The following is a 20,936-nucleotide window of genomic DNA, read 5'->3' as shown; positions in this document are numbered from 1 at the left end:
AGGCTTCCTCACAGACCGTCGGTAACCTGGCCGCAGAGGCTGAGCCAGGACTCGTCGAAGAGCGGCCAACCCGCCGACCGGCCCGACCGGCCGCGCGCTGCTGTTGGCGATCTGTCCGCCGCCCCGGACAGCCGCAGAAATCTTTTTAGAGGACGGCGAAGAACTCCGTCATCTTGTTGACCGCCTGGTCCACGTACCCAGGCACGTCGTACATGGCGATGTGGGTCGCCCCGTCCACGACGAACAGCTCCTTCGGCCCCTGGGAAAGCTCGTAGGCCTGGTCGCTGAACACCTTGGTGTCCGCCTTGCTGCCTGCGATGAGGAGCATCGGCTGGGTCAGCAGCTGTGGAATCTGGTCGAATGCCGAGAACGCGAACATCCGGTCCATGCTGGTCAGCAGGAAACGGCCCTTTGAATTGGGGTGCTGCCCTCTGGGCGTCCGGTAGTAGTCGTACCCTTCCCGGAGGAGATCCGGTGTGTTCTCGTTGATCTCCTCCAGCGTCTCCGGAACGAACGGGGCGTACGCGTGCTCCGCTCCGTTCGCTTCCGCAGTGCGCTGGGCGGCGACCATTTCCAGAGACTTGATCTGCTCCGCCACCGGTGTCGGATGGCCGAGAAAGGCCCTCGAACCTTCGCCCATCGGAGCCGCGCTCACGGTCGCCACCGCCTTGAAGCGCCGTTCGGTCTGGGCCACGCTGAGCGCGTAGCCACCTCCGGCGCAGATGCCGAAGACGCCCATTCGCGCGGGGTCGACGAAGGGGAGGGTGGTGAGGAAGTCGGCCGCGCAGCGGGCGTCCTCCACCCGGATGGTCGGGTCTTCGAGAAGGCGGGGCTCGCCTCCGCTGGCTCCCTGGTAGGAGGAGTCGTAGACGACGGTGACGAATCCCTGTTCGGCGAGCCGCTCGGCGTAGTGGCCGATGGTCTGTTCCTTCACCCCTCCGGCCGGATGAATTCCCACGAGTGCCGGATACTTCTTGCTTTCGTTGAAGTCGTCCGGCAGGTGAAGGTGTCCTGCGAGTTCTACTTCTTTGTTCCTGAACGAAACGATTTCGACCATGACGCCAGCCTCTTTCCCGGCTTCGGATCGCTATGGAGTGCCGTCTGTCATGATCTGCCGACGCAATGACCACGTCTACACGCTGTGGGGGGTAGGAATCTATCCCCTGGATGTCGGAATCCAGGGGTGAATGATCCCTCTGAAAAGGATGCGTGTTATCCGTCGGCTCGCCCCACAGTCACGAGCCAGTGGGTCACGACAGAAGCCAGGAAGGCGTCGGTGACCTCTCCGCGGTCGAGGAAGATCCGGGCGAGAACGGGGCCGTACAGCAGGGTGAACTCGTCCTCGTCGACCCGTAGGCCCGAAGGCTCCAGCAGCTTGTTGAAGTCGGCGTGGCGGTCCTCGCCGATCCGGGCCATCGCCTGGGCGCTGTCCGGGTCGTGGTCCGCCTGAGCGGCGACTGCCAGTGCTGCGGTGCGTACGGCCGGCACGCTGACGCCCGCGCGCAGGCTCTTGAGCCATTCGGTGGCGACCGTACCCACGTCGCTGCCGGGCTGGGGGTAGTCGCCGAGATCGGGTCCTTCGATGACGAGGTCGAAGAGCAGGGCGGCCCGCGTGGGCCAGTGCCGGTAGAGGGTCTGGCGTGTGACGTCCGCTCGCCCGGCCAGCAGGGCGTAGGTCAGACCTTCGGGTCCGACCTGGGGCAGCAGTTCGCGCGCGACGGCCAGAACGCGATTGCGGGTGCGCTGCACTCGGGGGTTGTCCGCGGTAGGCCGACGACGGTGGAGAGGCTGCTTCATGCCGCCACCCTACCGGCAAATCATACGCATCGTGTGATCCAGATCATGCGATGAATCATCCGTGGTGTGTGATAGACAGGGAAGGTAATCACACGGCGTGGATGATTTAGTCGTCCTGGCCGCTCTCCTTGATCGCCGCGTATCCGAAAGAGGGATGACCATGTCACCTCGCACCCTGTCCGAACCCCTGTTCGCGCGCACTCGCCTCGGCTCGGGCCCTGGCCTGCTCCTCGCGCACGGGGCCGGCAGCAGCCTGGCGGGCACCTACGGGCCCGTCCTGGAGGGACTCGCCGCCGGCCACACCGTCGTCGGTGTCGACTATCCGGGCAGCGGTGAGACCCCGCGTTCGACCGGTCCGCTGTCGCTGGACGATCTCGCCGACCAGCTTGTCGCCGCCGCCGACGAGGAGGGTCTCGACCGGTTCGCCGTGTCCGGCTTCTCCCTCGGCGGCGCGGTCGCCATCCGGACCGCCGCCCGCTATCCCGGGCGGGTGACCGCGCTCGTGCTGACCGCCGCTTTCGCGTACCGGGACAACCGGCTCGCTCTGGCGTCGTCGGTGTGGGGCAAGCTCGCCGCATCCGGGGACGGTGAACTGCTCGCGGAGTTCCTGCTCATGGTCGCTCTCGGCACCCAGGGGCTCGAGTCGATGCCGACCGGGCAGCTGGGGCAGACCCTCGGCTACACCGCAGCCGCGGCTGCCCAGGGCAGCCCCGAGCAGGTCGAGCTCGTAGGCCGGCTGGATGTCCGGGGTGACCTCGCCGCCATCGAGGTTCCCACCCTCGTCATCTCGACCACTGACGACCGGCTCACCTCCGTCGCCCTGCACCGTCAGCTCGCCGAGGCCATCCCCGGCGCCGAGCTCGCGGAGATGGCCACTGGTCATCTGCCGATGCTGGAGCGGGCGGACGAGTGGCTGCGGCTCGCCACGGACTTCCTCGGGAGGCGCCGTGTCCCGTCGGAGTTTTCCACCGCCGGAGAAGAATAAGGCAGATTCATTGCCATCAAGTGTTTGATTCTAACCAACTATCTTGAGTAGTGTGAGGCCATGACTAGGACCCTTGCTCTCATCACCGGCGCCTCCTCCGGTATCGGCGCCGCATACGCCCGACTGCTCGCCCCCGACGCGGACTTCGTCCTGGTGGCCCGGCGTGCCGACCGGCTGCAGGAGCTGGCGGAGGAACTCCGCAAGGCCGGTGCCGCGGTGGAGATCCTTCCCGCCGATCTCGCGGACCGGGACGGGATCGCCACGGTGACCGACCGATTGGGGGCCGGTGACGTCCGCCTGCTGATCAGCAACGCGGGAGCGGGCGGATACGCGCCGCTCATCGACGTGACCCAGAGTCAGATCGACACTCTGCTGACCCTCAACGCCGAAGCGCATGTCCAGCTCATCCGGGCCGCGCTTCCGGGGATGCTCGCCGCGGACGACGGCACCATCGTCACCGTTGCCTCGATGCTGGCTCTGAGCGCAGGACAGGCCGACCCGCGGCTGCCGCGCCGGACCCTGTATGCCGCGGCCAAGGCCGCCACCGTGGCCTTCACCCGCACGCTCGGCCATGAACTGGCGGCCACGAAGGTCCGTACCCAAGTTGTCCTGCCGGGCCCTGTGGACACCGAGTTCGACCAGGGCTCCGGGCCCGCCCATCCCATCGCGATGTCGGCCGAGGACGTAGCGCAGGCCAGCCTCGTCGGGCTTCGGCTGGGCGAGACGATCTGTGTGCCGGGCCTTGAGGAGCAGTCTGCGGCGTTCGACGCGTTGCTGGCCGCGGAAAGCGCGGTGCTGGTCGGCGGTCGCCGTGCGGAGCTTGCCGCCCGCTACCGTCAGCCGCTGTCCCGGTGAGCGGACGCCGGACACCACGGCCGCCCGTCCGGTGGCCGGCCAAGGTGTCCGGCGAGGAGCCTGTCAGGTCCGGGCGGAAGTCGGCCCCGGGCGGCCGGGGTTCGTCACACGGTGGCACCAGTCGATCGAATGGAGGGTGACATGGTCAGTTTCAGCGAGCGGGAAGCCGCCTACCTGGGGCAACACCGGCTGGGGCGACTCGCCACGACGGGCACGTCCGGTAAGCCGCATGTGGTCCCCGTCCGATACCGCTTCGATCCAGAGCGTGAGGTGATCCGCCTCGGCGGACGGCTGGTTGAAGGACGGGAGAAGGAGCGGCTGTACACACGTCATCTGCGGGGCAACCCGCAGGCGGCGTACGTGGTCGACGACGTCCCGGACGAGGAGGCATGGCAGCCGCGCGGGATCCTCATCAAGGGTCTCGCCGTCTTGCACGCCGAAGGCGGTGAGACGTTGTGGCCGGGATTCGGCCCGAACTGGATCGAGGTGATCCCGGACTTCGTGACGTCCTGGGGGCTCGATCTGCCCACGTTCCCGACGTCCGCCACCGGCTGAAGCGAATCCCGGCCGACGAAGCGCCTGTCGGTGAACTCCGTTGCCGGGGTGGGTGCTTGCGCGTTCACTTCCGTCGGCTGCACCTGAGTCGACGCGATCAAGAGGCCGTACGGGCCTGCCCCCCCACCTCCCGGAGATCATGCCATGCTCAACATCGCGGACACCCTGTACGACTGGTGCCGGAAAGGCCGGCCGTTCGCCCTTGCCACCGTCGTCGAGGACCGCGGCAGCGCACGCCTGCGGCCCGGCACCGCGGTGGCCGTGAGTGGCGACGGCAGTGCCGAAGGGAATGTCTTCGGCGCATGCGTCGGGAGTGCGGTGCACAGTCTGTGCGGTCAGGTGCTGGCGGATCGCGCCGCCCCCGCACGGGTCGCCTTCGGCTGCTCCGACCCGCACCCCTCCCCGCAGGGGCTGATCTGCGGCGGGGAGATCGACATCCTGGTTCAGTACGTGGCGCCCCACACCCAGGCACCCCTGGCCTCTGCCCTCGCCTCCCATGCCGAAGGGCGTTCCCTGGCGTTGGCGCAGATCGTGGACGGCCCTGGTGAACTCGTCGGACGCATCCTTCACATCCCTGACGAGGGTGCCCATGTCGGCACGCTGGGGACAGCCGACGACGACAGGGCGATCGTGGCGCACGCGCGTGAAGTCCTGAAGGCAGGCAGCACAGCCAGGATCGAGGCCAGCGGCGCAGGGGGATCGGGAGTCTGCGTCCGTACGCGGAACCTCTCGGTTCTCGTCCACGTCCTCGTACCGCCCGGGGCCCTCTCGACCGTCGATCCGCGAATGGCCGGGGTGTGAGGGTCAGGGTTCCCTGACGGCGTCGGCCACCTCGTCGAGGAGCACCCTGAGTTGCGCTGCCTTCCGGGACCCGAGCCTCACCGTGATCTGCCGTTCGATCTCCACGATCACGGCATCGGCAGCACGCAGGGTCTCACGGCCCGCGTCGGTGAGATGCAGCTCCTGCACATGCCGGTGACGCGGGTGCGGGCGGCGTTCCAGCTGTCCCCGCTCCTCCAGCCGGGCCACCTGTGAGGCCACCGCCTGAGGAGTGATGTTCAGAAAGCGGGCCAACTCCGCTCCGGTCAGGCCGGGATCGGTATGGACGGAAATCAGCATGCTGTACTGCGCAGCCGCGACCCCCAGTGGCCGAAGCCGCTGATCCTTTCGGGCCTGGATTCCCCACTCCGCCCGCCGCAGAGCCCAGGTCACCCGGTCAAGTGCATCGGCGGAGATCGGCTGCTCGTCCTCTTGTTCCACGCCGCGAGAATACGACAACCGGGTGACTCCCCCTGATCCCCACGAACGTCGAGGTGCCGCACCGTTGGTGGTGAGCAGTGCGAAGCGGTTCTCCAGCCGGTCAACGACCTGCTCGACGGTGAGGGTGCGTAGCCGGGACGCGGCCGGTTCGATCGCCAGCGGCAGCCTGTCCAGGTCCGCGCACAGCCGGGTAACCGCGGCCCGGTGTTCGCCGACTTCGAAGTCGGATCGGAGGGCGGTGGCCCGGTCCAGGAACAGCTCGGCCGTGTCCTGCTCGGTCAGGGAGGGCACGGTGAGGACATGCTCGCCCGTGATACCCAGGGTGTGGCGGCTGGTCGCCAGAACGCGCAGCCCGGGCGCCAGGGAGAGCAGCACCGTCACCAGGTCGGTGCAGGCACCGGCGAGGAGTTCGCTGTTGTCCAGCACCATGAGCACCCGCCGTCCGGCCAGATATCCCGCGAGTTCTTCCAGGACGGGGCGCGTGCCCAGGTCGGGCAGGCCCAGAGCGGTCGCGGCCCCCGTACCGGGGTCAGATCCACCGGCCACGGTCGTCGGGGAAGAGCTCCGCCGCGTCCGTGGCCGGCTGCAGTGCGAGCCGCGTCTTGCCCATCCCACCCGCTCCGGTCAGTGTGAGTGCCTGTTTTCAACCCGGTTGGCTTCGTTCACTTCACGTAGCAGCGTTGTCTGCCAGTGCGGACAGCATGCAGCGATCTTGGTGCTCGTGGATGTTCACGAGATATGACGTCAGTGTCTGGGCAGATTGACCGATGAGCCGCGACTCGACCACAGGCCTTGGCCAAGGGGCAGCCGATCAGCTGCCCTATCCTTCTGCCGTGGCGAACTGGTGGCGGACAGTGGGTGATGCGTTCTGGGCTGTGGATCGGGCCCTGGGTGGGCAGCAGCGTCCGACTCGGTTTCAGAAGTGGGTAGCCCGACATCCGGTCAAGGCCGGGCTGTATGTGGCAGCCCCTGTCAGTCTCTCCTTCACTCTCTTCTTCTTGTTGCTGTCATCTGCTGAGGAGGAAACCGAGAACCTCCTGGTCGGTGTGCTCTTCGGGCTGATCCTGGGGCTGATCTTCGGCCTCACGGCAGCGTCAGAGCGGCTCCGGCAACGCAGGCTCAAGCGTCTGGGGATATGGGACGGCTCCTGAGCAGGCCTCTGGGAGAGTGCGAGGACGAATCGCGATGAGGCTGGAACGGGTTGGCGGTGGTCCGGGCGACCGTCAGTCTCCGTCGTTCTCGCGGGATGCCGACTGGCTGGTGCGGCGGAACTGTCTGCGGGTGATGCGCCTCGTCGGCTGACGGTCTGAGCGTCAGGTTCAGGTGCTTCTTCGCCCAGGTCACCAGCTGTTTGGCATAGCCGGAGTCCGCCCAGACGATCGTGATCTCCGGGTGTATCAGCCGCAGCCGGAACAGCGCCTTTTTCGCCGCCTCGCGGTCGGTCATGTCGGCTGGGGTGACCAGGACGAACAGCGACAGCCCTTTGGTGTCCACGACCAGGTGCCGCTTGCGGCCGTTGGTCTTCTTCGCGCCGTCGTAGCCGCGTGAGTCGCGGCCGACGGTCTCCGCGGCCTTCACGGACTGGGAGTCGATGACGGTGGCGACCGCGCCGGGCGCCCGTCCCATTTCACGGCGGATGGGCTTGCGGAGCCGGCCACGGATCTGGCCGACAACGACGCGGGCTGCCCAGCGGGCCATGAATCCGTAACAGGTCCGCCAGGGCGGGAAGTCCTGGGGCCAGGGCCCGCCACTTGCAGCCGGTGTCGACGGCTGTCTCGATCCAGTCCAGTGTCGCCCTCACGCGGGCGACGTTCCCGTGCACGATCGTGCGTTCGTCGTTGCCGAGCTGGCGGTCGCGCGGGCCCGGAACGACCCGGCTGGAGGCCGCGACGAACGCGTGGCAGGCGGTGACCAGGTCCAGGGACTCCACCGACCGGTCGATGGTGCGGACCGCCGGGTGGCGGTTCTTCGAACCGGGTGGCCGACCCGGTCCGGGGCGGGATGGTTTCGGTGCACCGGCTGGGGAACCGGTCCTCGCGTGCAGGTTTCTGAACCCTCTGCGGACTCGGGCTGGTGTGAGTCTGTTCGGCTCGACTGGCTTCTCCCACGGCCTGCGGAGGTCGGTGGCCAGTGGGCGGGCCAGCCGGAGCTGGGCATAGGCGGCGATCACCAGCCAGGTCCACCGGTCGGCCGCTTCCGAGCTTCGAAGCCGGGGCCGGGGCCGGGTCCAGCCGAGGGTCTGCTTGAACAGGCGAAACGTGTGCTTGATATCGAAGCGGCGGAGGAAGGACTGCCAACAGCGGTCGACATCCGCCTCGGTGGTGCCGGTGCCTGACCACCACAGCCAGACCGGCTTGTTCACCTCACCGCTGGGGAGCTTCTCCACGAGCAGGCGGACGACGGTGCCCTTGATGATGGGCAGCGGTCCGTCGTGGTCGAGCCAGGCCGCTCGCCGGGTGAGCAGTGGGTGCAGCCGGTCCCCCGCCTGAGCGGTTGCCTTCCCAGGGAGCCGGGTGTCCGTGATCGTCACGGCCTGCTCGGTGCCCCAGATGCTGGGGTCGCCCAAAAACAAACTCGCCTCCGTGCTTGGGCAGCCGCCCGCCCTTGGGGTTGGCCAGGAAGAACTCTTCGCTCGAGGGTGAGGGTCGTCGCATCACGCGGTCGGAGCGGAGCCGGTCGAGGTTCTCGACGGGCAGCCCCGCCAGCAGATGGGCGATGCGGGTCACCCGGCTGCCACTGACAGGCGGTGACAAGCCGCTCGACGACCTCGCGGATCTGCATCGCGGTCACCGCGCCGACGTCGGCGCACGGCTCCAGGCGGACAGCGTCCAGCACAGCCGTCCATGACGGGCGGCCGGTCTCCAGCACGGCCACGACCGAGTACGGTCAGCCAGCGTCCGAACCGGCCCGTCCGTGCACAACAGTGCGTCGCCCCGCGCGGTCATACAGGCGTACAACTCCGACCGGAAGCGTGGCACTTCCGCGAACGCATCCCGCAGGACGCCCTGATGCACCAAACTCACGACCACGGCCTTCGCGCTGTTCCTGCCTCTGTGACGGAGCACAGGATCAGGCGAAGGCCACCTTCACTTCCGCTGAACTGCGAAAATGCCGATCAAGTTCGAACCGCGTTCAACCCCGGACCATAAATGACAAGCTGAGGTGGCGGGCCGTCCCGAGCCAGCGGCGGACCTCGGCGTGTCGTGGCGCCTGCCCACGAACGTGGTGAGGGGGTCGGCAGAATACCCACGGCCGATGCCTGGGTGATCATTTTCGCCGTCGCCTTTCAACGGCTCGAAGTCGTCCGGGAACACCACGGTCATCTACCGACGGTGGCAGCGCGCTTCGTTGCGCGCGGTGGGAGCGGGTCGGGCCGAGTCGCCGTCCATCGGCCGACGTACCCGTCCCCGTCACACGGGCCGGACGGCGATCGCCGTGAGTGCGTTTCCTGGCCGACCTCGACGGCAGAATCGCCTGCCCGGCAGACCCGCACAGATCAGCCCGTCCTGCCCACCTTCGCGCCCGGCAGCTGTGACGTCAGTTCCTCGACCAGTTCGATCAGGTCCGTCGATCGGTCCGGCCCCCACCAGTCGCCCAGTACTTCGGCGAAGACGTCGTCGCGGGCCGCCGACAACCTTGCCGCAGCCTCCCGTCCGGAGTCGGTGAGGAGCAGCTCCGCATCTTCTCGAATGGCCAGATGACGTTCTTCGATCTGCAGCAGGGCGGCCTGGATCACTGGCAGCGGAACCTGGCTGTACTCGGCGAGACGCGTCGGCGAGAGTGATGTTTCCGGATGCAGAGCCCGCAGCAGCAGCCAGCCGGCGGCGGGCAGCAGGTCGTATCCGGCTGTGGCGGTGATCTTCTCGTAGATGCCGCGCCGTCCCTCCCTTGACCCCAGTACGGACAGCGCCCGCTGTGCTTCCTCGCGTGAGGAACGGTGCACGGTGTGGACGCTGAGGGTCTGGGCCATGTCGGGCGCGGTGACCGAGCCGCGCAGCCTGTCCTCCTTGAGGAGCCAGGTCAGCGCGAAGGCGAGCACGACGATCGGGGCCGCGTAGAGGAACACGTCGGTGATCGACGTGGCGTACGCGTGCAATGCGGAGGGGCGCAGCTCGGGCGGGAGCTGGGCCAGGGCGCGAGGATCGGCCTCGAGCGCTGCGGCCGACTGCGACTGCGCCGGGCCCTGGAGGACGTCGTTCAGCTTGTTGTCGAGCCGGCTGGTGAAGACCGTGCCGAAGACGGCGACGCCGAACGCGGAACCGATCGACCGGAAGAACGTGACCCCCGAGGTGGCGACGCCCAGATCCTCGTACGACACCGCGTTCTGCACGATCAGGACGAGCACCTGCATGACCAGTCCCAGCCCGAAGCCGAAGACGAAGAAGTACAGGCTCATCTCGAGGTCGCCTGAGGACTCCGTGAGCCGGTGCAGGAGCAGCAGCCCCACGGTGGTGACGGCGGTGCCGAGCACCGGGAAGATCTTCCAGCGCCCGGTACGTGAGACGGCCTGGCCCGACACCGTGGACGTCAGCAGCAGCCCAGCCACCATCGGCAGCATGTGCACACCCGACATGGTGGGTGACACACCTCGCACGACCTGAAGGAACGTCGGCAGGTAGGTCATCGCACCGAACATCGCGAAGCCGATCACGAAGCTGATCGCCGAGGAGAGTGCGAACGTACGGATCCGGAACAGCTTCAGCGGAAGCACCGGCTCGGCGGCCCCGCGCTCGACGGACAGGAACCACACGAGCAGTACGGCACCCAGGACGGCGGTCCCGGTCAGCGGGGCCGATGTCCATCCCCAGGTCCGGCCGCCGAGCGAGGTCACCAGAATCAGGCAGGTGGCGACGGCCGCGATCAGGAGCGTGCCGAGATAGTCGATGCGATGCTTCTCGGCCCGGACCGGGATGCGCAGAGCGGCGGCGATCACGAGGAGGGCGACGGCACCGACGGGCAGGTTGATGTAGAAGACCCAGCGCCAGCTCAACTGGTCCACGAACAGTCCGCCGAGGAGCGGGCCGAGGACGCTGGTGGCGCCGAACACGGCACCGAACAAGCCCTGGTAGCGGCCTCGGTCCCGGGGCGGCACGATGTCGCCCACGATCGCCATCGACAGGACCATCAGACCGCCGCCGCCGAGGCCCTGGAGTGCCCGGAAAGCGATCAGCTGGGACATGTCCTGAGCCAGGCCGCACAGCGCCGATCCGATCAGGAAGATCACGATCGCGGCCTGGAAGAGCCTCTTGCGCCCGTACTGGTCGCCCAGTTTGCCCCACAGTGGAGTCGCCGCGGTCGAGGCGAGCAGGTAGGCGGTGACGACCCAGGACAGATGGCTCATTCCGCCGAGGTCGCTGACGATCGTCGGCAGCGCGGTGGAGACGATCGTCTGGTCGAGTGCCGAGATCAGCATGCCGAGCAGCAGCGCGCCGATGGACACGCGCACTCTGTGCCGGTGCCCCGCCGACTGCGGGTCCACCATCTGGTCGCCCACGTCCTGGGCCATTGCCGCCTCCTGAAGCCGAGTTCTTCGTGACCTGGTCGGATGCGGTAGGACGTCGAGTATTCGCACCGGGAAAATTCCGTGCGACAACCAGATCCGGCACTGTTCACAGGAATTCCGTCTGCCGATTCCGCTCGTCCGGGCGGGTCGCGCCGATGACGATAGTTGCGGCAGGGCAAAGCGCCCATCACTTCATGGGGGGAGGAATCCATCCCCTGGACAACTCCTGCCGGGGGAGGGAAACGGTCTCTTTACTCTCGCACCGGAATAGGAAAATTTACTGTCGAACGCAAAGCCGCTGACATGGATACGCGGAAGCGACGCGAGAAGACGATGGCGAACGCCCACGCCGATCGGCTCCCGGACCGAAGGAAGCGAGTCACGGATGAGCAGAGCCATACCCCCGCCGAGCAGTGCCACCGGTGCGGCGGCCACGGCACGGGCCGGCCTGGTGTTGCCCGTCGCGCTGGTCGCCGCGTACTACGGCTCCTACATCGCGGTGATGTCTCCGCCCACGGTGAGTATGGCGCTGCGCGTGCGTGACGTGGTCGGTGAGGGTCTGCGCGTCTCCACCCTGAGCACGGTGCTGTCCGTCGGCGCCTTCGCCGCGGCCATCGCCTCCCCGTTCCTGGGTGCGCTGTCCGACCGCACCACCCTCCGCTTCGGGAAACGCCGGACCTGGCTGGTGGTCGGGCCGGTCGTCGGGCTCACCGGCTTCGCCTGTATCGGTCTCGGCGGTGAGGTGTGGCTGCTGGTTGTGGGGTGGGTGCTGGCGCAGGCCGGCTGGTCGGGCACGCTGATGGCGGCGCAGGCCGTGCTGACCGAGTGGATCGAGCCAGGGGTGCGGGGCCGGGCCAGCGGTCTGATGGGCCCGGCCATGCCCATCGGGATGGTCGCCATGACCCTGCTGGTCAGTCTGCTGGACTTCAGTCCGGTCCTGATGCTGCTCGTCCCCGGCCTGATCGGGGTCGCCGGCGCGGCGCTGCTGGTGGCCGTCGTCCCCGACGCGCCCGCCGACAAGGCCGCCCTCCCGCCGTTCGGCCCGCGCGAGTCCTTCTCCGGCTTCTACGTGAACCCGCGCCGCTACCCCGGCTACGCGTGGGCCTTCGCCAGCCGGTGACCTACCGTTTCGCCAACACCGCGATCAACGCCGTCCTGGACCGACGCTTCGTACGCAGCGTCCAGATCACCATGGCCGAGGACTTCGACGTGGCCGACCGCGGCGGCTTCTACGACGCGACCGGCTGCCTGCGCGACGTGGCCCAGAACCATCTGCTGCAGATGCTCGCCTACTTCGTCATGGCCGCACCCCGCACCGGCTCGGCAGCCGACGTCCTCGACGAAAGCGTCCGGGCCCTCCGCGCCGTCCGTACCATCCGTACCATCCGTACCATCCGACCCGAGGACTACGTACGCGGCCAGTACGACGGCTACCTCGACGTCCAGGGCGTCAAGGCGGGCTTGACCACCGAGGCCTACTGCGCCCTGCGCACCTGGGGCAACCTCGATCGCTGGGCCGGAGTCCCCTTCACGATCCGGGCGGGCAAGGCCATGGCCGCCACCGCCATCGAGATCGTCGTCGAACTGTACCGACCCGTCGGGGGCTACCACCACGCCGCTGGAGCGCAGCAGGCCCCCGCGAACCTGCTGCGGCTCCGCATCAGCCCTCGCGCGGGCGTCTCCTTCGAACTGCTCGCCCAGCACGAAGGAGAGGCAACCGAGGTCGACCAGGGCACCGCGACGGTCGAATTCGCCCACCTCACCGGAAGCAACTCCGTCGCCTACACCCACGTCCTGGCCGAGGCGATCACCGGTGACCCCCGCCGCTTCACCACCATGGACATGGTCGAGGAACTCTGGCGCGTCGTCGGCCCCGTCCTCGACCCGCCCGGCACGCCCCACCGCTACGACGTCGGCGGCTGGGGCCCGGCGGAAGCCGACCGACTGGCCACCGACGACCGCTGGCTGCCTCTCGAACAGGCCTGACGAGCACCATGAACGCCTCCGCCTCCCCGTGGAGGAAATCCGCCTCACCCTGAAGACGCCGTCGACCCGCACTCACCTGGACACCCACACATGACTACCCCCGACACCCCCACACCGCCCACCCCGAGTACCCCCGCCGCAGCGGACGGGACCAGAATGAGCCGCGGCCTGACCCTGCTCTTCGCCATCGCCGGAGGCACCGCGGTCGCCAACCTCTACTGGGCACAACCCCTCCTCGACTTCATCGGCCGCGACCTGAACGCCTCCAGTACCCTCGCGGGCTGGCTCGTGACAGCCACACAGATCGGCTACGCGGCCGGAGCACTGCTGCTGGTGCCCCTCGGCGACGTCCTCGACCGGCGGCGGTTCATCCCCGGGATGATGCTCTGCGCGGCCCTCGCCCTCATCGCCTGCGCGCTCGCGCCGTCCATCGGCGTGCTCCTGGTCGCGGTCACCCTCCTCGGTCTGACCACGGTGAGCGGTCAGCTACTCACCCCGCTCGCAGGTGACCTCGCCGACGACACCAACCGCGGCCGGGTGGTGGGGACGGTGGTCTCCGGGCTGCTCATCGGCATCCTCACCTCCCGCACCATCAGCGGACTCCTCGCGGATGCCGCCGGATGGCGTGCCATCTACGTCGTTGCCGCCGCGGTCTCCGTAGCCTTCGCGCTGCTCCTTCACCGCACGATCCCGCCGCTCGCGCCGAAGGCCCGCCTGTCCTACCCGCAGTTGCTGCTCTCGGTCTGGCAGGTGATCCGGCAGGAGCGGGCGGTGCGCTGGACCCTGTTCCTCGGCGCCACCGCCTTCGGCGTCTTCACCATGTTCTGGACCGCCCTGACCTTCCTGCTCAGCGCCGAGCCGTTCTCCTACTCGGTTTCCGTCATCGGCTTGTTCGGCCTCATCGGCCTGGCCGGTGCGCTGGCCGCTCAGCGCGCGGGGCGGCTCCACGACCGTGGCCGGTCCATGCCGGCCACCGGATTCGGCTGGGCAGCGATTGTGGTCTCCTTCGTCGTGGCGGCCTTCGCCGGCCGTTCCGTGGCGGGGATCATCGTGGCCATCGTGCTGCTCGACATCGCTGTACAGGGCGTCAGCATCCTCAACCAGACACGGCTGTTCGCGGTCGCGCCGCAGGCGCGAAGCCGCCTCAACACGGCCTTCGTCACCTGCAACTTCGTCGGCGGTGCGGCCGGTTCCGCCGCCGCCTCGATCCTGTGGTCCGCCGGCGGCTGGAGGACCGTCTCCCTGACCGGCGCCGGTCTCGCCTGCGTCGCACTCCTCGTGTGGGCCCTCGGCCGCCGCGGACCGCTCCTCACGGAGCGAAGCCACTGAAGGCGTGCCCCGGCACCGGCAGTCGTGGGCGACAGGCATCGAACCGCAGGATTCTCCTTTCCGTTGCTCAAGTTTGGAGTGTTTCGGCATGACCACTGCTCAGCACAAGATCGGCTCCGGTTACGACGCGACGAGCACCGCCGACGACGTCCTCCAGGGCGTCGACCTGAGCGGGAGGCTCGCGATCGTCACCGGCGGCTACTCGGGCATCGGCCTGGAGACCACCCGTGCACTCACCCGGGCCGGCGCCCACGTCGTCGTTCCCGCGCGTCGGGTGGCCGACGCGCGAAAGGCGCTGGACGGGGTGCCCAATATCGAGGTGGACGAGCTGGACCTCGGTGATCTGGAGAGCGTGCGCGGCTTCGCCGAGAGGTTCCTCGCCTCCGGCCGGAGCATCGACCTCGTCATCGACAGTGCCGGAATCATGGCATGCCCCGAAACACGGGTCGGGCCCGGCTGGGTGGCCCAGTTCGCGATCAACCACCTGGGCCACTTCGCCCTCGTCAACCGCCTGTGGCCGGCGCTCGAACCCGGCGGCGCACGGGTCGTCTCCGTCTCGTCAGGCGGCCACCAGATGTCGGGCATCCGCTGGAACGACGTCCAATGGGAGCACGGCTACGACAAGTGGCAGGCGTACGGTCAGGCGAAGACCGCGAACGTGCTCTTCGCCGTGCATCTGGACAGGCTCGCCAAGAACTCCGGCGTCCGGGCCTTCGCCCTCCACCCCGGCGTCATCATCACTCCGCTCCTGCGGCACGTGGCCGAGGAGGAGAAGAGGGAGTTCGGTTGGTTCGACGAGGACGGCAACCTGCGGAACCCCGAGTTCTTCAAGACCCCGCAGCAGGGCGCGGCCACGCAGGTCTGGGCGGCGACCTCACCCCAGCTGGCCGATCTGGGCGGCCTCTACCTTGAGGACTGCGACGTAGCCGAGCCCGCCCCCGCCGACGGTGAGATGCGCGGTGTGAAGGACTGGGCGATCGACCCAGAGCAGGCCGCGCGCCTGTGGGAACTGTCGGCGAAGCTGACGGGCGTGAACGCGTTCGCCGAGTAACGCGCGCCTGTCGCACGCGGCTGTGGCCGGACGTCGTCCAACGTCCGGCCACAGCCGTGAGGCGGCGACGAGGATACGGTGCACATATCGCATCGCCCGCCTGCTCCACCGGAGACGACCTGGCGACCCGGAGGGTCATGCGACCCTCCTCCACCTGCTGCCGGAGACGGTTGATCTTGGCGCGTTCCTGGGCGTAGGTGAACACGACGGTCGGTTCGCGACGCCGCAGTCCGCATGTCTTGATGACCCGGACTGCCTGGTCGGCCTGCCGGTCCGGTCGGGCTCCGGGTCCAGTGCGCCCAGGTCCGGACGGACGGTCAGGCCGTCCATCGGGAACGCGGATCACCGCCTACGCCAGGACCACCACGTGCTCGGCGTACGCGCGCGCGGGAGCCGTCGGCGAGCACGGTCACCGACGGCTCGGATCCGTTTCCGTTCCCGTGCCGACGTTGACGGTCATGGCGTGAGCCGGGACGTGTACCTGCCCGGACAGGCCTCGGCCTCGGCGAAGCCCCACAGCCTTCATTCGAAGCCCCGTGCCGCTCGGTGTGCGGTCGTTGAGGTGTCGGGCCTCTCCGAGGCGGCGGTGTCGGACGTCGTCGATTCTTGGTTTGTGGTCCAGGAGGAGAGGAGTTGTAGTGCGTCGTGGGATGGAGTGCCGGGTTCGGCGTTCCATACGATGATGTGCTGGTCGGGGTCCGTGCCGCAGGTGAGGGTGTTCCAGTCGAGTGTGAGTTCGCCGACGATCGGGTGGCGGAGTTTCTTGATGCCCTTGCCTCGGATGGCGACGTCGTGTGCGGTCCACCATTGGCGGAATTGTGTGTCCCGGGCGGAGAGTTCGTGGACGAGTGCGGCAAGGCGTGGTTCACCGGGGTAGCGGGCGCTTTCCATGCGTAGCTGGGCGATTGCCAGGCGGGTGACTTCTTCCCAGTCGGCGTACAGTTCGCGCATCCAGGGCTCGGTGATCAGGAGCCGGAGAAATACCCGTTCGGGTTCGGGGTAGGTGCCGAAGTCGGTCCAGAGGGCGGCGGCCAGTTGGTTCCAGCCGAGGATGTCGGTGCGTCGGCCGATGACGAAGGCGGGGGAGGTGGTGAGGTCGTCGAGCATGCGCTGCAGCTGTGTGTCCACCTGCTGGCGATCATCCGACATGGATGAACGCGCGGTCTGTTTGACTGCCAGATCCAGGAGATAAGTGCGCTGGTCGTCGTTCAGACGAAGCACCTGAGCGATCTCTTCCAGCAGAGGGACCGATGCCTGCAGACGTCCCTGCTCGATCCGGGTGTAGTACTCGGTGCTGATCGCTGCGAGAAGTGCCACCTCCTCGCGACGCAGACCGCTCACACGCCGCCGCTGCCCACCACGCAGACCCACCTCGGTGGGGCTGAGTTCGCCGCGGCGGGCCTTGAGGAACTCACCCAGCTCGTTCAGATGAGGATTGCGGTTCATGACTTCAGCCTCACACAAAAGCCCGGCGCTGTAGCGGCGAGAGAGTCGTGCCCATGCTGGGCTTTACATACAGATGAAATGCGCCTCGGTTCTGATCTGCAAGGCAGCAGGCATACAAGGACTCGGCGGCCCGGAGTCGCCTACCGGGCCGCCGAGGCACAACACAGGACGGTCGTCGACTCAGAGTGCCTTGAGCACTTCCTGGGCCAACGGGACCGCCGAGCCCGGGTTCTGGCCGGTGTAAAGCGTGCGGTCGACTTCGATGTGCGGGGTGAAGGGCTCGGTCTCCTGGTAGTGGGCGCCGAGTTCGTTGACGAGGCGGTCCTGGAGGAGCCATTTTGCGCGGTCGGCGAGGCCGTTCTGCTTCTCCTCGGCGTTGGAGAGGCCGGTCAGGCGGTAGCCGGTGTAGGGGGAGGTTCCGTCGGGGCCGATGGTGGCGAGGAGTGCGGCGGGTCCGTGGCAGACGAGGGAGACGGGTTTGCCGGAGGCGAGCCATTCGGTGAGGAGTTTGCCGGAGGCGGCGTTGTCGGGGAGGTCTTCCATGGGGCCCCAGCCGCCGGGGTAGAACACGGCTGCGTAGTCGTTGATGTCGACGTCTTCGATGCGCAGGGGCTGTGCCAGTTCGGTTGCTTCGTGCAGTGCGGTCCGCATGCGTTGGGCGCCTTCTTCGCCGCCGTTGAAGTCGGGGGTGAGGCTGAGGGCGTCGGCGGTGGGCGGTACGCCGCCGGGTGTCGCTGCGGCGATCTCGTATCCGGCCTGCTTGAAGACCTGGTAGGGGCCGATGGCTTCCTCGGCCCAGAAGCCGGCGGGGTGGCGGGTGCCGTCGGCCAGTGTCCAGTGGTCGGCGGCGGTGATCACGAAGAGGATCTTCGTCATGGTTCTCGGTCTCCTGGTGACGGTGTCAGCCCTGGAGGGCTTGCTGGAGGATGTGGCTGTCGGCTGCCTGGCGCATGCTGACGGCCTTGCCGTCGCGGACGGTCCACAGGTGGATGAACCGGACGTCGGCCTTGTTCCCGGTCTTGGTCTCGGCGTGGTAGTGCCCGTAGACGAAGACGTGACCTTCGTCGTCGGCGTGGAACTCCTCGGGCACGGCGCCGAAGGACTCGTAGTTCGGCATGGTCTTGCCGAAGAAGTCCTTCGCCACGCTGTCCCAGCCGTGGTAGACGCCACTGTTCGGGAAGCCCGGGGTGATGTCCCAGACGAGGTCCGGGGCCATGACCTCACTGGTGACCTCCGGAGCCATTCCGGATTCGTACAGACGGCGGATGAGGGCGAGGTTCGGGGAGTCGGACATGGTTGCTCCTTGAAGCGGGTGGGTGGATCCGAAGAGGGAAAGACAGTCCTGGGCTCAGGCCGCGACGGCGGCTCGCCCGGCGCGGAAGATCGCGGCCTGGCTCGCGACGCGCGCACCCAGGTGCTCCGCGGTGGCGATGTCCGACCGGTGGACCGCTTCAGGGCCGGCATCGGTCGGGCTCTGGGCGCCGGCGCCCATGAAGAAACCCAGCCGGTTGATGTCGTCCTCGCTGCCCTTGGTGGAGTCCCAGCCCGGCATCAGACCCAGGCTGATCCAGTGCATGCCGTGCTGGGCGGCCATGGTGGCGAAGTAGCCGAGGGTCGACGACTTGTCACCGTTCTTGGCACCGGAGTTGGTGAAGCCCGCAGCGAGCTTGTCCACCCAGGCCTGGGAGAACCAGCGCCTGCTGCTGGCCTCGGCGAACAGGTGGAACGCGGCAGAGGCGGTGCCCATGTAGGTGGGGGAACCGAAGACGATCGCGTCAGCGGCGTCGAGCTGCGCCCACTGCTGGTCGGTGGTGGTGTCGACCGAGATCAGGACCACCTCGGCGCCGGCTCCCGCCGCGCCACGTGCCACGGCTTCGGCGACGACCGCCGTGTGGCCGTAGCCCGAATGAAAGGCAATGGCGATCGTGGGGTGGCCCGAATGGGACATGGTGATTGTGCTCCTCGAAAGTATTGTTCGGTCTGTGACCGAGCATCGCAGTGAAAGAGCACGATGTGAGGGGTAAGAAACTTTCCCCTGCCTACCTCTGTCCCGGTATGTGATTCCGGTCGGACGGCAATGGCGCCCGGCCGTGTTCCGGAACCAGCCAGTGGGCGGATTGCCCTGGGTCGGCTGGTGTGCCAGGAGCGTATTGAAACGCTCGCTTTGTCGACCCCAATCGGTTTCCTGGCCGATGAGGTTGGCGTCGAGGTGGATGCCATCCGTGTTTGCTGGGGCGAATGCGTCCCAGCCTATGGTGTCCGCGATGCCCCTGGACCGTACCGCTTCGGAGATGAACTGTGTCATCCACAGAACGGCCACGTTCATGTCGCGCGGATCGTCGGCAGGAGAGAGAGCCTCCACGACGGCGTCCAAGGCGCCTCGGCTGAAGAGCAGATTCCCCCGGGTGGTGTGCGCGGCGCCTTCGAGAGAGCGGTAATCGCTTCCCTTGTTGAGCTGCCAGTTCAGTTGTAGACGTCTCCCGTTCCTGTGAACCAGCCGACGAAGTACAGGTTCCCGGCATTCAGTTGGAGGCTGACCGTGCGCCCGCGGCTGTTGGCGACGTCGACATAAAAGAAGTCCTGCCAGTTGTTGCCCGAGGTGTGTTCCGCGGTGTCGGAAGTTCCTTCGACGACGTTGTTGTAGTCGTGTACTCGGCTGCGGATGGCGTTGATGAAGCCGAAGTAGTCGAACGTCATCTGCTGACTGGGATTCCCCCTGTTGTCGTAGGGATCGCTTGCGCTGAGACTGGGGGTCCCGTACGCGACGGACTGTGCGGTCGACTGGTCCAGCCACACCGTTGCCGTACGGGCGCCGTGGACCGAACCGAGGGATTCGGTCGAGACACCCGAGACGAAGACCGCGTCGGCGGCGTCGGTCGATATCAGTGCCATGGAGCCAAGGCGGGTACCTGGGAATACCTTCATGCCGATTGCCATTCTGTTCTGTCGAGACTTCCCGAGGAAACCGATTCGCTCGGTTCTGCCTGCAGGGTTCTTTTGGTTCGAGGGGTCGCCCGTCGGCGTGTCCGGTGCGATGGCGTGGGCGGGAGTGACGGAGTACCGCTGGAGCGGTGCGTGGTCGCCGCTGACGTAGAGAGTGGTGCTGTCGGGGCCGAAGGCGAGGAAGTGGATGGGCTCGCCGGAGGTGGCAAGGTTGCCGCCAACGGGTTGTTCGGTGGCGGTGTCCCAGAGCTGGAGGGTTCCGGCGGCGCCCGCGACGGCGAGGATGTTTCCGTCCGGACTGAAGGCGAGGGCGCTGACTGCTTCCGAGGTGTGACCGAGTGCTGCGGGGAACAGGTTCGGCAGGACGCCCGTGCGATGGCGGAGGGTCCTGTCCCACAGGGCCACGCGGCCGGTCGTGTCACCCGCCGCCATGCGGGAGCCGTCCGGGCTGAAGGCCAGGGCGTTGATCTGTTCGCCCCGGCTGAGGGTGCGCCGAGTGACCCGGCCGGACGCCAGATCGGTGAAGTCCACGTCTCCGGCAAGCAGTCGGCCGTCCGGGCGCACGGCCAGATGGACGCTGCCGAGGCCTTCCAGTACCGCTGTCCTGCTGCGGCTTCCGGTGTTCCACATCTCGCCTCTCTGATGACCGATGCCACGTGTCCTGGATGCCACCAGCGTCCGGCCGTCGGGACCGAGCACGACCGAGAGGACTTGGGAGAGAGACTCCCGCGCCAGGTGCAGCGCGGTCCGTTCGCGGTCGCGGGACATGTCCCAGACGACGAAACGCTGGGGGGAGGCTTCGAAGCCTGCTGCGGAGAGGCCGTGAGTGAACGCCGTGCTGTCGGGGCTGAAGGACATCAGGGGCGTGGTGTCCCGCGCGACGACCGGGTCGGCCGGGTCCATGGACACGGGCAGCGGGGAGGAGGGCAGCGTGCGGAGCAGATGTCCGTCACGGGTGTCGCGCAGTTGGAAGCGGTAGCCGGTCGCGGACCGCTCGGCGGTGGCGAAGGTGCGGCTGTCCGGGCTGAGCAGGGCCTCGTTCAGGGGGTGGCTGTTCCAGGGGGCGGTCAGGACGGGGCCGAGGTCGAGTGAGTGGACGGTGCTGCCTTCCAGGTAGCGCAGGACCGGCCGACCCGGATCCCAGACGATGCCGTCGTGGAGGACCTGGCCGTGCAGAGGATGACGGAATACGGGGGCATCGGGGGCGGACAGTCGCCACACCGTGA

At 67.8% G+C, this 20,936-nt stretch carries 19 protein-coding genes and 3 pseudogenes; 9 read left to right on the top strand and 13 right to left on the bottom strand.

What is annotated here, in order from left to right; all coding sequences use genetic code 11:
• Positions 1-145: 145 nt before the first annotated feature.
• Both CW359_RS19080 and CW359_RS19075 read right to left on the bottom strand, forming a co-directional pair.
• Positions 146-1,057 carry an alpha/beta hydrolase gene (locus CW359_RS19080; protein ID WP_105971151.1) on the bottom strand — a complete coding sequence of 304 codons (912 nt, stop codon included), beginning with the start codon at positions 1,055-1,057 and terminating at the stop codon, positions 146-148.
• Between the two features lie 155 nt (positions 1,058-1,212).
• Positions 1,213-1,797 (bottom strand): TetR/AcrR family transcriptional regulator, encoded by a 585-nt coding sequence (locus CW359_RS19075; RefSeq protein WP_105971150.1) that lies wholly within the window; start codon positions 1,795-1,797, stop codon positions 1,213-1,215.
• A 160-nt stretch (positions 1,798-1,957) separates the two neighbouring features.
• Here CW359_RS19075 and CW359_RS19070 point away from each other — a divergent pair, with 160 nt between their 5' ends.
• From CW359_RS19070 to CW359_RS19055, 4 genes are all read left to right on the top strand, one after another.
• On the top strand, positions 1,958-2,782 hold the full coding sequence (locus tag CW359_RS19070; protein ID WP_105971179.1) for an alpha/beta fold hydrolase: 825 nt from the start codon (positions 1,958-1,960) through the stop codon (positions 2,780-2,782).
• 60 nt (positions 2,783-2,842) lie between these two features.
• A complete protein-coding gene (locus tag CW359_RS19065) occupies positions 2,843-3,637 on the top strand; it encodes an SDR family NAD(P)-dependent oxidoreductase (protein WP_105971149.1) in 795 nt (264 codons plus the stop codon).
• A 141-nt stretch (positions 3,638-3,778) separates the two neighbouring features.
• Positions 3,779-4,192 carry a PNPOx family protein gene (locus CW359_RS19060; RefSeq protein WP_157968586.1) on the top strand — a complete coding sequence of 138 codons (414 nt, stop codon included), beginning with the start codon at positions 3,779-3,781 and terminating at the stop codon, positions 4,190-4,192.
• A 144-nt stretch (positions 4,193-4,336) separates the two neighbouring features.
• A complete protein-coding gene (locus tag CW359_RS19055) occupies positions 4,337-4,993 on the top strand; it encodes an XdhC family protein (protein ID WP_105971147.1) in 657 nt (218 codons plus the stop codon).
• A 3-nt stretch (positions 4,994-4,996) separates the two neighbouring features.
• Here the strand turns inward: CW359_RS19055 and CW359_RS46565 are convergent, their stop codons facing one another.
• Positions 4,997-5,998, bottom strand: a complete 1,002-nt coding sequence (locus tag CW359_RS46565; protein WP_232838461.1) for a MarR family winged helix-turn-helix transcriptional regulator — start codon at positions 5,996-5,998, stop codon at positions 4,997-4,999.
• A 221-nt stretch (positions 5,999-6,219) separates the two neighbouring features.
• Between CW359_RS46565 and CW359_RS19045 the strand changes: the two genes are divergently transcribed.
• The gene (locus CW359_RS19045) at positions 6,220-6,603 is read left to right on the top strand and encodes a hypothetical protein (protein WP_232838460.1); all 384 of its coding nucleotides are present in this window, start codon (positions 6,220-6,222) and stop codon (positions 6,601-6,603) included.
• Here the strand turns inward: CW359_RS19045 and CW359_RS47600 are convergent.
• The 4 genes and pseudogenes from CW359_RS47600 to CW359_RS19030 form a co-directional block, all read right to left on the bottom strand.
• Positions 6,572-7,078, bottom strand: coding sequence for a transposase (locus tag CW359_RS47600; RefSeq protein WP_232838459.1), 507 nt, complete (start codon positions 7,076-7,078; stop codon positions 6,572-6,574). The two genes, CW359_RS19045 and CW359_RS47600, sit on opposite strands and share 32 nt — an antisense overlap.
• A gap of 1 nt (position 7,079) precedes the next feature.
• Positions 7,080-7,409, bottom strand: a pseudogene (locus tag CW359_RS47595) (DUF6192 family protein); the annotation flags it as partial.
• Positions 7,398-8,397: pseudogene (locus CW359_RS47370) on the bottom strand (NF041680 family putative transposase); the annotation flags it as partial. The pseudogenes CW359_RS47370 and CW359_RS47595, both read right to left, overlap by 12 nt.
• Before the next feature lie 551 nt (positions 8,398-8,948).
• Positions 8,949-10,958, bottom strand: a complete 2,010-nt coding sequence (locus CW359_RS19030) for an MDR family MFS transporter (RefSeq protein WP_105971146.1) — start codon at positions 10,956-10,958, stop codon at positions 8,949-8,951.
• A gap of 382 nt (positions 10,959-11,340) precedes the next feature.
• Here CW359_RS19030 and CW359_RS19025 point away from each other — a divergent pair, with 382 nt between their 5' ends.
• The 4 genes from CW359_RS19025 (at position 11,341) to CW359_RS19010 (ending at position 15,321) form a co-directional block, all read left to right on the top strand.
• A complete protein-coding gene (locus CW359_RS19025) occupies positions 11,341-12,075 on the top strand; it encodes an MFS transporter (protein ID WP_105971145.1) in 735 nt (244 codons plus the stop codon).
• Positions 12,054-12,941 (top strand): hypothetical protein, encoded by an 888-nt coding sequence (locus CW359_RS19020; RefSeq protein ID WP_105971144.1) that lies wholly within the window; start codon positions 12,054-12,056, stop codon positions 12,939-12,941. The genes CW359_RS19025 and CW359_RS19020 overlap by 22 nt, the downstream gene beginning before the upstream one ends.
• A 90-nt stretch (positions 12,942-13,031) precedes the next feature.
• On the top strand, positions 13,032-14,270 hold the full coding sequence (locus tag CW359_RS19015) for an MFS transporter (protein ID WP_198655279.1): 1,239 nt from the start codon (positions 13,032-13,034) through the stop codon (positions 14,268-14,270).
• Positions 14,271-14,358: 88 nt separating this feature from the next.
• Positions 14,359-15,321, top strand: a complete 963-nt coding sequence (locus CW359_RS19010; RefSeq protein ID WP_105971142.1) for an SDR family NAD(P)-dependent oxidoreductase — start codon at positions 14,359-14,361, stop codon at positions 15,319-15,321.
• Positions 15,322-15,843: 522 nt separating this feature from the next.
• Here the strand turns inward: CW359_RS19010 and CW359_RS19005 are convergent.
• From CW359_RS19005 to CW359_RS47125, 6 genes and pseudogenes are all read right to left on the bottom strand, one after another.
• A complete protein-coding gene (locus CW359_RS19005; protein ID WP_105971141.1) occupies positions 15,844-16,767 on the bottom strand; it encodes a helix-turn-helix domain-containing protein in 924 nt (307 codons plus the stop codon).
• 180 nt (positions 16,768-16,947) lie between these two features.
• Positions 16,948-17,643 carry a type 1 glutamine amidotransferase domain-containing protein gene (locus CW359_RS19000; RefSeq protein ID WP_105971140.1) on the bottom strand — a complete coding sequence of 232 codons (696 nt, stop codon included), beginning with the start codon at positions 17,641-17,643 and terminating at the stop codon, positions 16,948-16,950.
• Positions 17,644-17,668: 25 nt separating this feature from the next.
• The gene (locus CW359_RS18995; RefSeq protein WP_105971139.1) at positions 17,669-18,061 is read right to left on the bottom strand and encodes a nuclear transport factor 2 family protein; all 393 of its coding nucleotides are present in this window, start codon (positions 18,059-18,061) and stop codon (positions 17,669-17,671) included.
• A 54-nt stretch (positions 18,062-18,115) separates the two neighbouring features.
• The gene (locus tag CW359_RS45880) at positions 18,116-18,715 is read right to left on the bottom strand and encodes a flavodoxin family protein (RefSeq protein WP_105971138.1); all 600 of its coding nucleotides are present in this window, start codon (positions 18,713-18,715) and stop codon (positions 18,116-18,118) included.
• A 225-nt stretch (positions 18,716-18,940) separates the two neighbouring features.
• Positions 18,941-19,234, bottom strand: a pseudogene (locus tag CW359_RS47590) (ribosome-inactivating family protein); the annotation flags it as partial.
• Positions 19,231-20,931: a ribosome-inactivating family protein gene (locus CW359_RS47125; RefSeq protein ID WP_105971137.1), complete on the bottom strand. Its 1,701-nt coding sequence runs from the start codon at positions 20,929-20,931 to the stop codon at positions 19,231-19,233. The pseudogene CW359_RS47590 and the gene CW359_RS47125, both read right to left, overlap by 4 nt.
• Positions 20,932-20,936 lie beyond the last annotated feature (5 nt).

The sequence above is a fragment of the Streptomyces geranii genome (assembly GCF_002954775.1).
GTDB classification, from domain to species: domain Bacteria; phylum Actinomycetota; class Actinomycetes; order Streptomycetales; family Streptomycetaceae; genus Streptomyces; species Streptomyces geranii.
Note: the sequence above shows the minus strand (reverse complement) of the source record. Positions and strands in the feature narration are given on the sequence as shown.

What these genes read in the sequence shown, in the direction of transcription:
- CW359_RS19080 (WP_105971151.1), bottom strand. Translation starts at nt 1,057, where the DNA reads ATGGTCGAAATCGTTTCGTTCAGGAACAAAGAAGTAGAACTCGCAGGA.
- CW359_RS19075 (WP_105971150.1), bottom strand. Translation starts at nt 1,797, where the DNA reads ATGAAGCAGCCTCTCCACCGTCGTCGGCCTACCGCGGACAACCCCCGA.
- CW359_RS19070 (WP_105971179.1), top strand. Translation starts at nt 1,958, where the DNA reads ATGTCACCTCGCACCCTGTCCGAACCCCTGTTCGCGCGCACTCGCCTC.
- CW359_RS19065 (WP_105971149.1), top strand. Translation starts at nt 2,843, where the DNA reads ATGACTAGGACCCTTGCTCTCATCACCGGCGCCTCCTCCGGTATCGGC.
- CW359_RS19060 (WP_157968586.1), top strand. Translation starts at nt 3,779, where the DNA reads ATGGTCAGTTTCAGCGAGCGGGAAGCCGCCTACCTGGGGCAACACCGG.
- CW359_RS19055 (WP_105971147.1), top strand. Translation starts at nt 4,337, where the DNA reads ATGCTCAACATCGCGGACACCCTGTACGACTGGTGCCGGAAAGGCCGG.
- CW359_RS19045 (WP_232838460.1), top strand. Translation starts at nt 6,220, where the DNA reads ATGAGCCGCGACTCGACCACAGGCCTTGGCCAAGGGGCAGCCGATCAG.
- CW359_RS47600 (WP_232838459.1), bottom strand. Translation starts at nt 7,078, where the DNA reads ATGGGACGGGCGCCCGGCGCGGTCGCCACCGTCATCGACTCCCAGTCC.
- CW359_RS19030 (WP_105971146.1), bottom strand. Translation starts at nt 10,958, where the DNA reads ATGGCCCAGGACGTGGGCGACCAGATGGTGGACCCGCAGTCGGCGGGG.
- CW359_RS19025 (WP_105971145.1), top strand. Translation starts at nt 11,341, where the DNA reads ATGAGCAGAGCCATACCCCCGCCGAGCAGTGCCACCGGTGCGGCGGCC.
- CW359_RS19015 (WP_198655279.1), top strand. Translation starts at nt 13,032, where the DNA reads ATGACTACCCCCGACACCCCCACACCGCCCACCCCGAGTACCCCCGCC.
- CW359_RS19010 (WP_105971142.1), top strand. Translation starts at nt 14,359, where the DNA reads ATGACCACTGCTCAGCACAAGATCGGCTCCGGTTACGACGCGACGAGC.
- CW359_RS19005 (WP_105971141.1), bottom strand. Translation starts at nt 16,767, where the DNA reads ATGAACCGCAATCCTCATCTGAACGAGCTGGGTGAGTTCCTCAAGGCC.
- CW359_RS19000 (WP_105971140.1), bottom strand. Translation starts at nt 17,643, where the DNA reads ATGACGAAGATCCTCTTCGTGATCACCGCCGCCGACCACTGGACACTG.
- CW359_RS18995 (WP_105971139.1), bottom strand. Translation starts at nt 18,061, where the DNA reads ATGTCCGACTCCCCGAACCTCGCCCTCATCCGCCGTCTGTACGAATCC.
- CW359_RS45880 (WP_105971138.1), bottom strand. Translation starts at nt 18,715, where the DNA reads ATGTCCCATTCGGGCCACCCCACGATCGCCATTGCCTTTCATTCGGGC.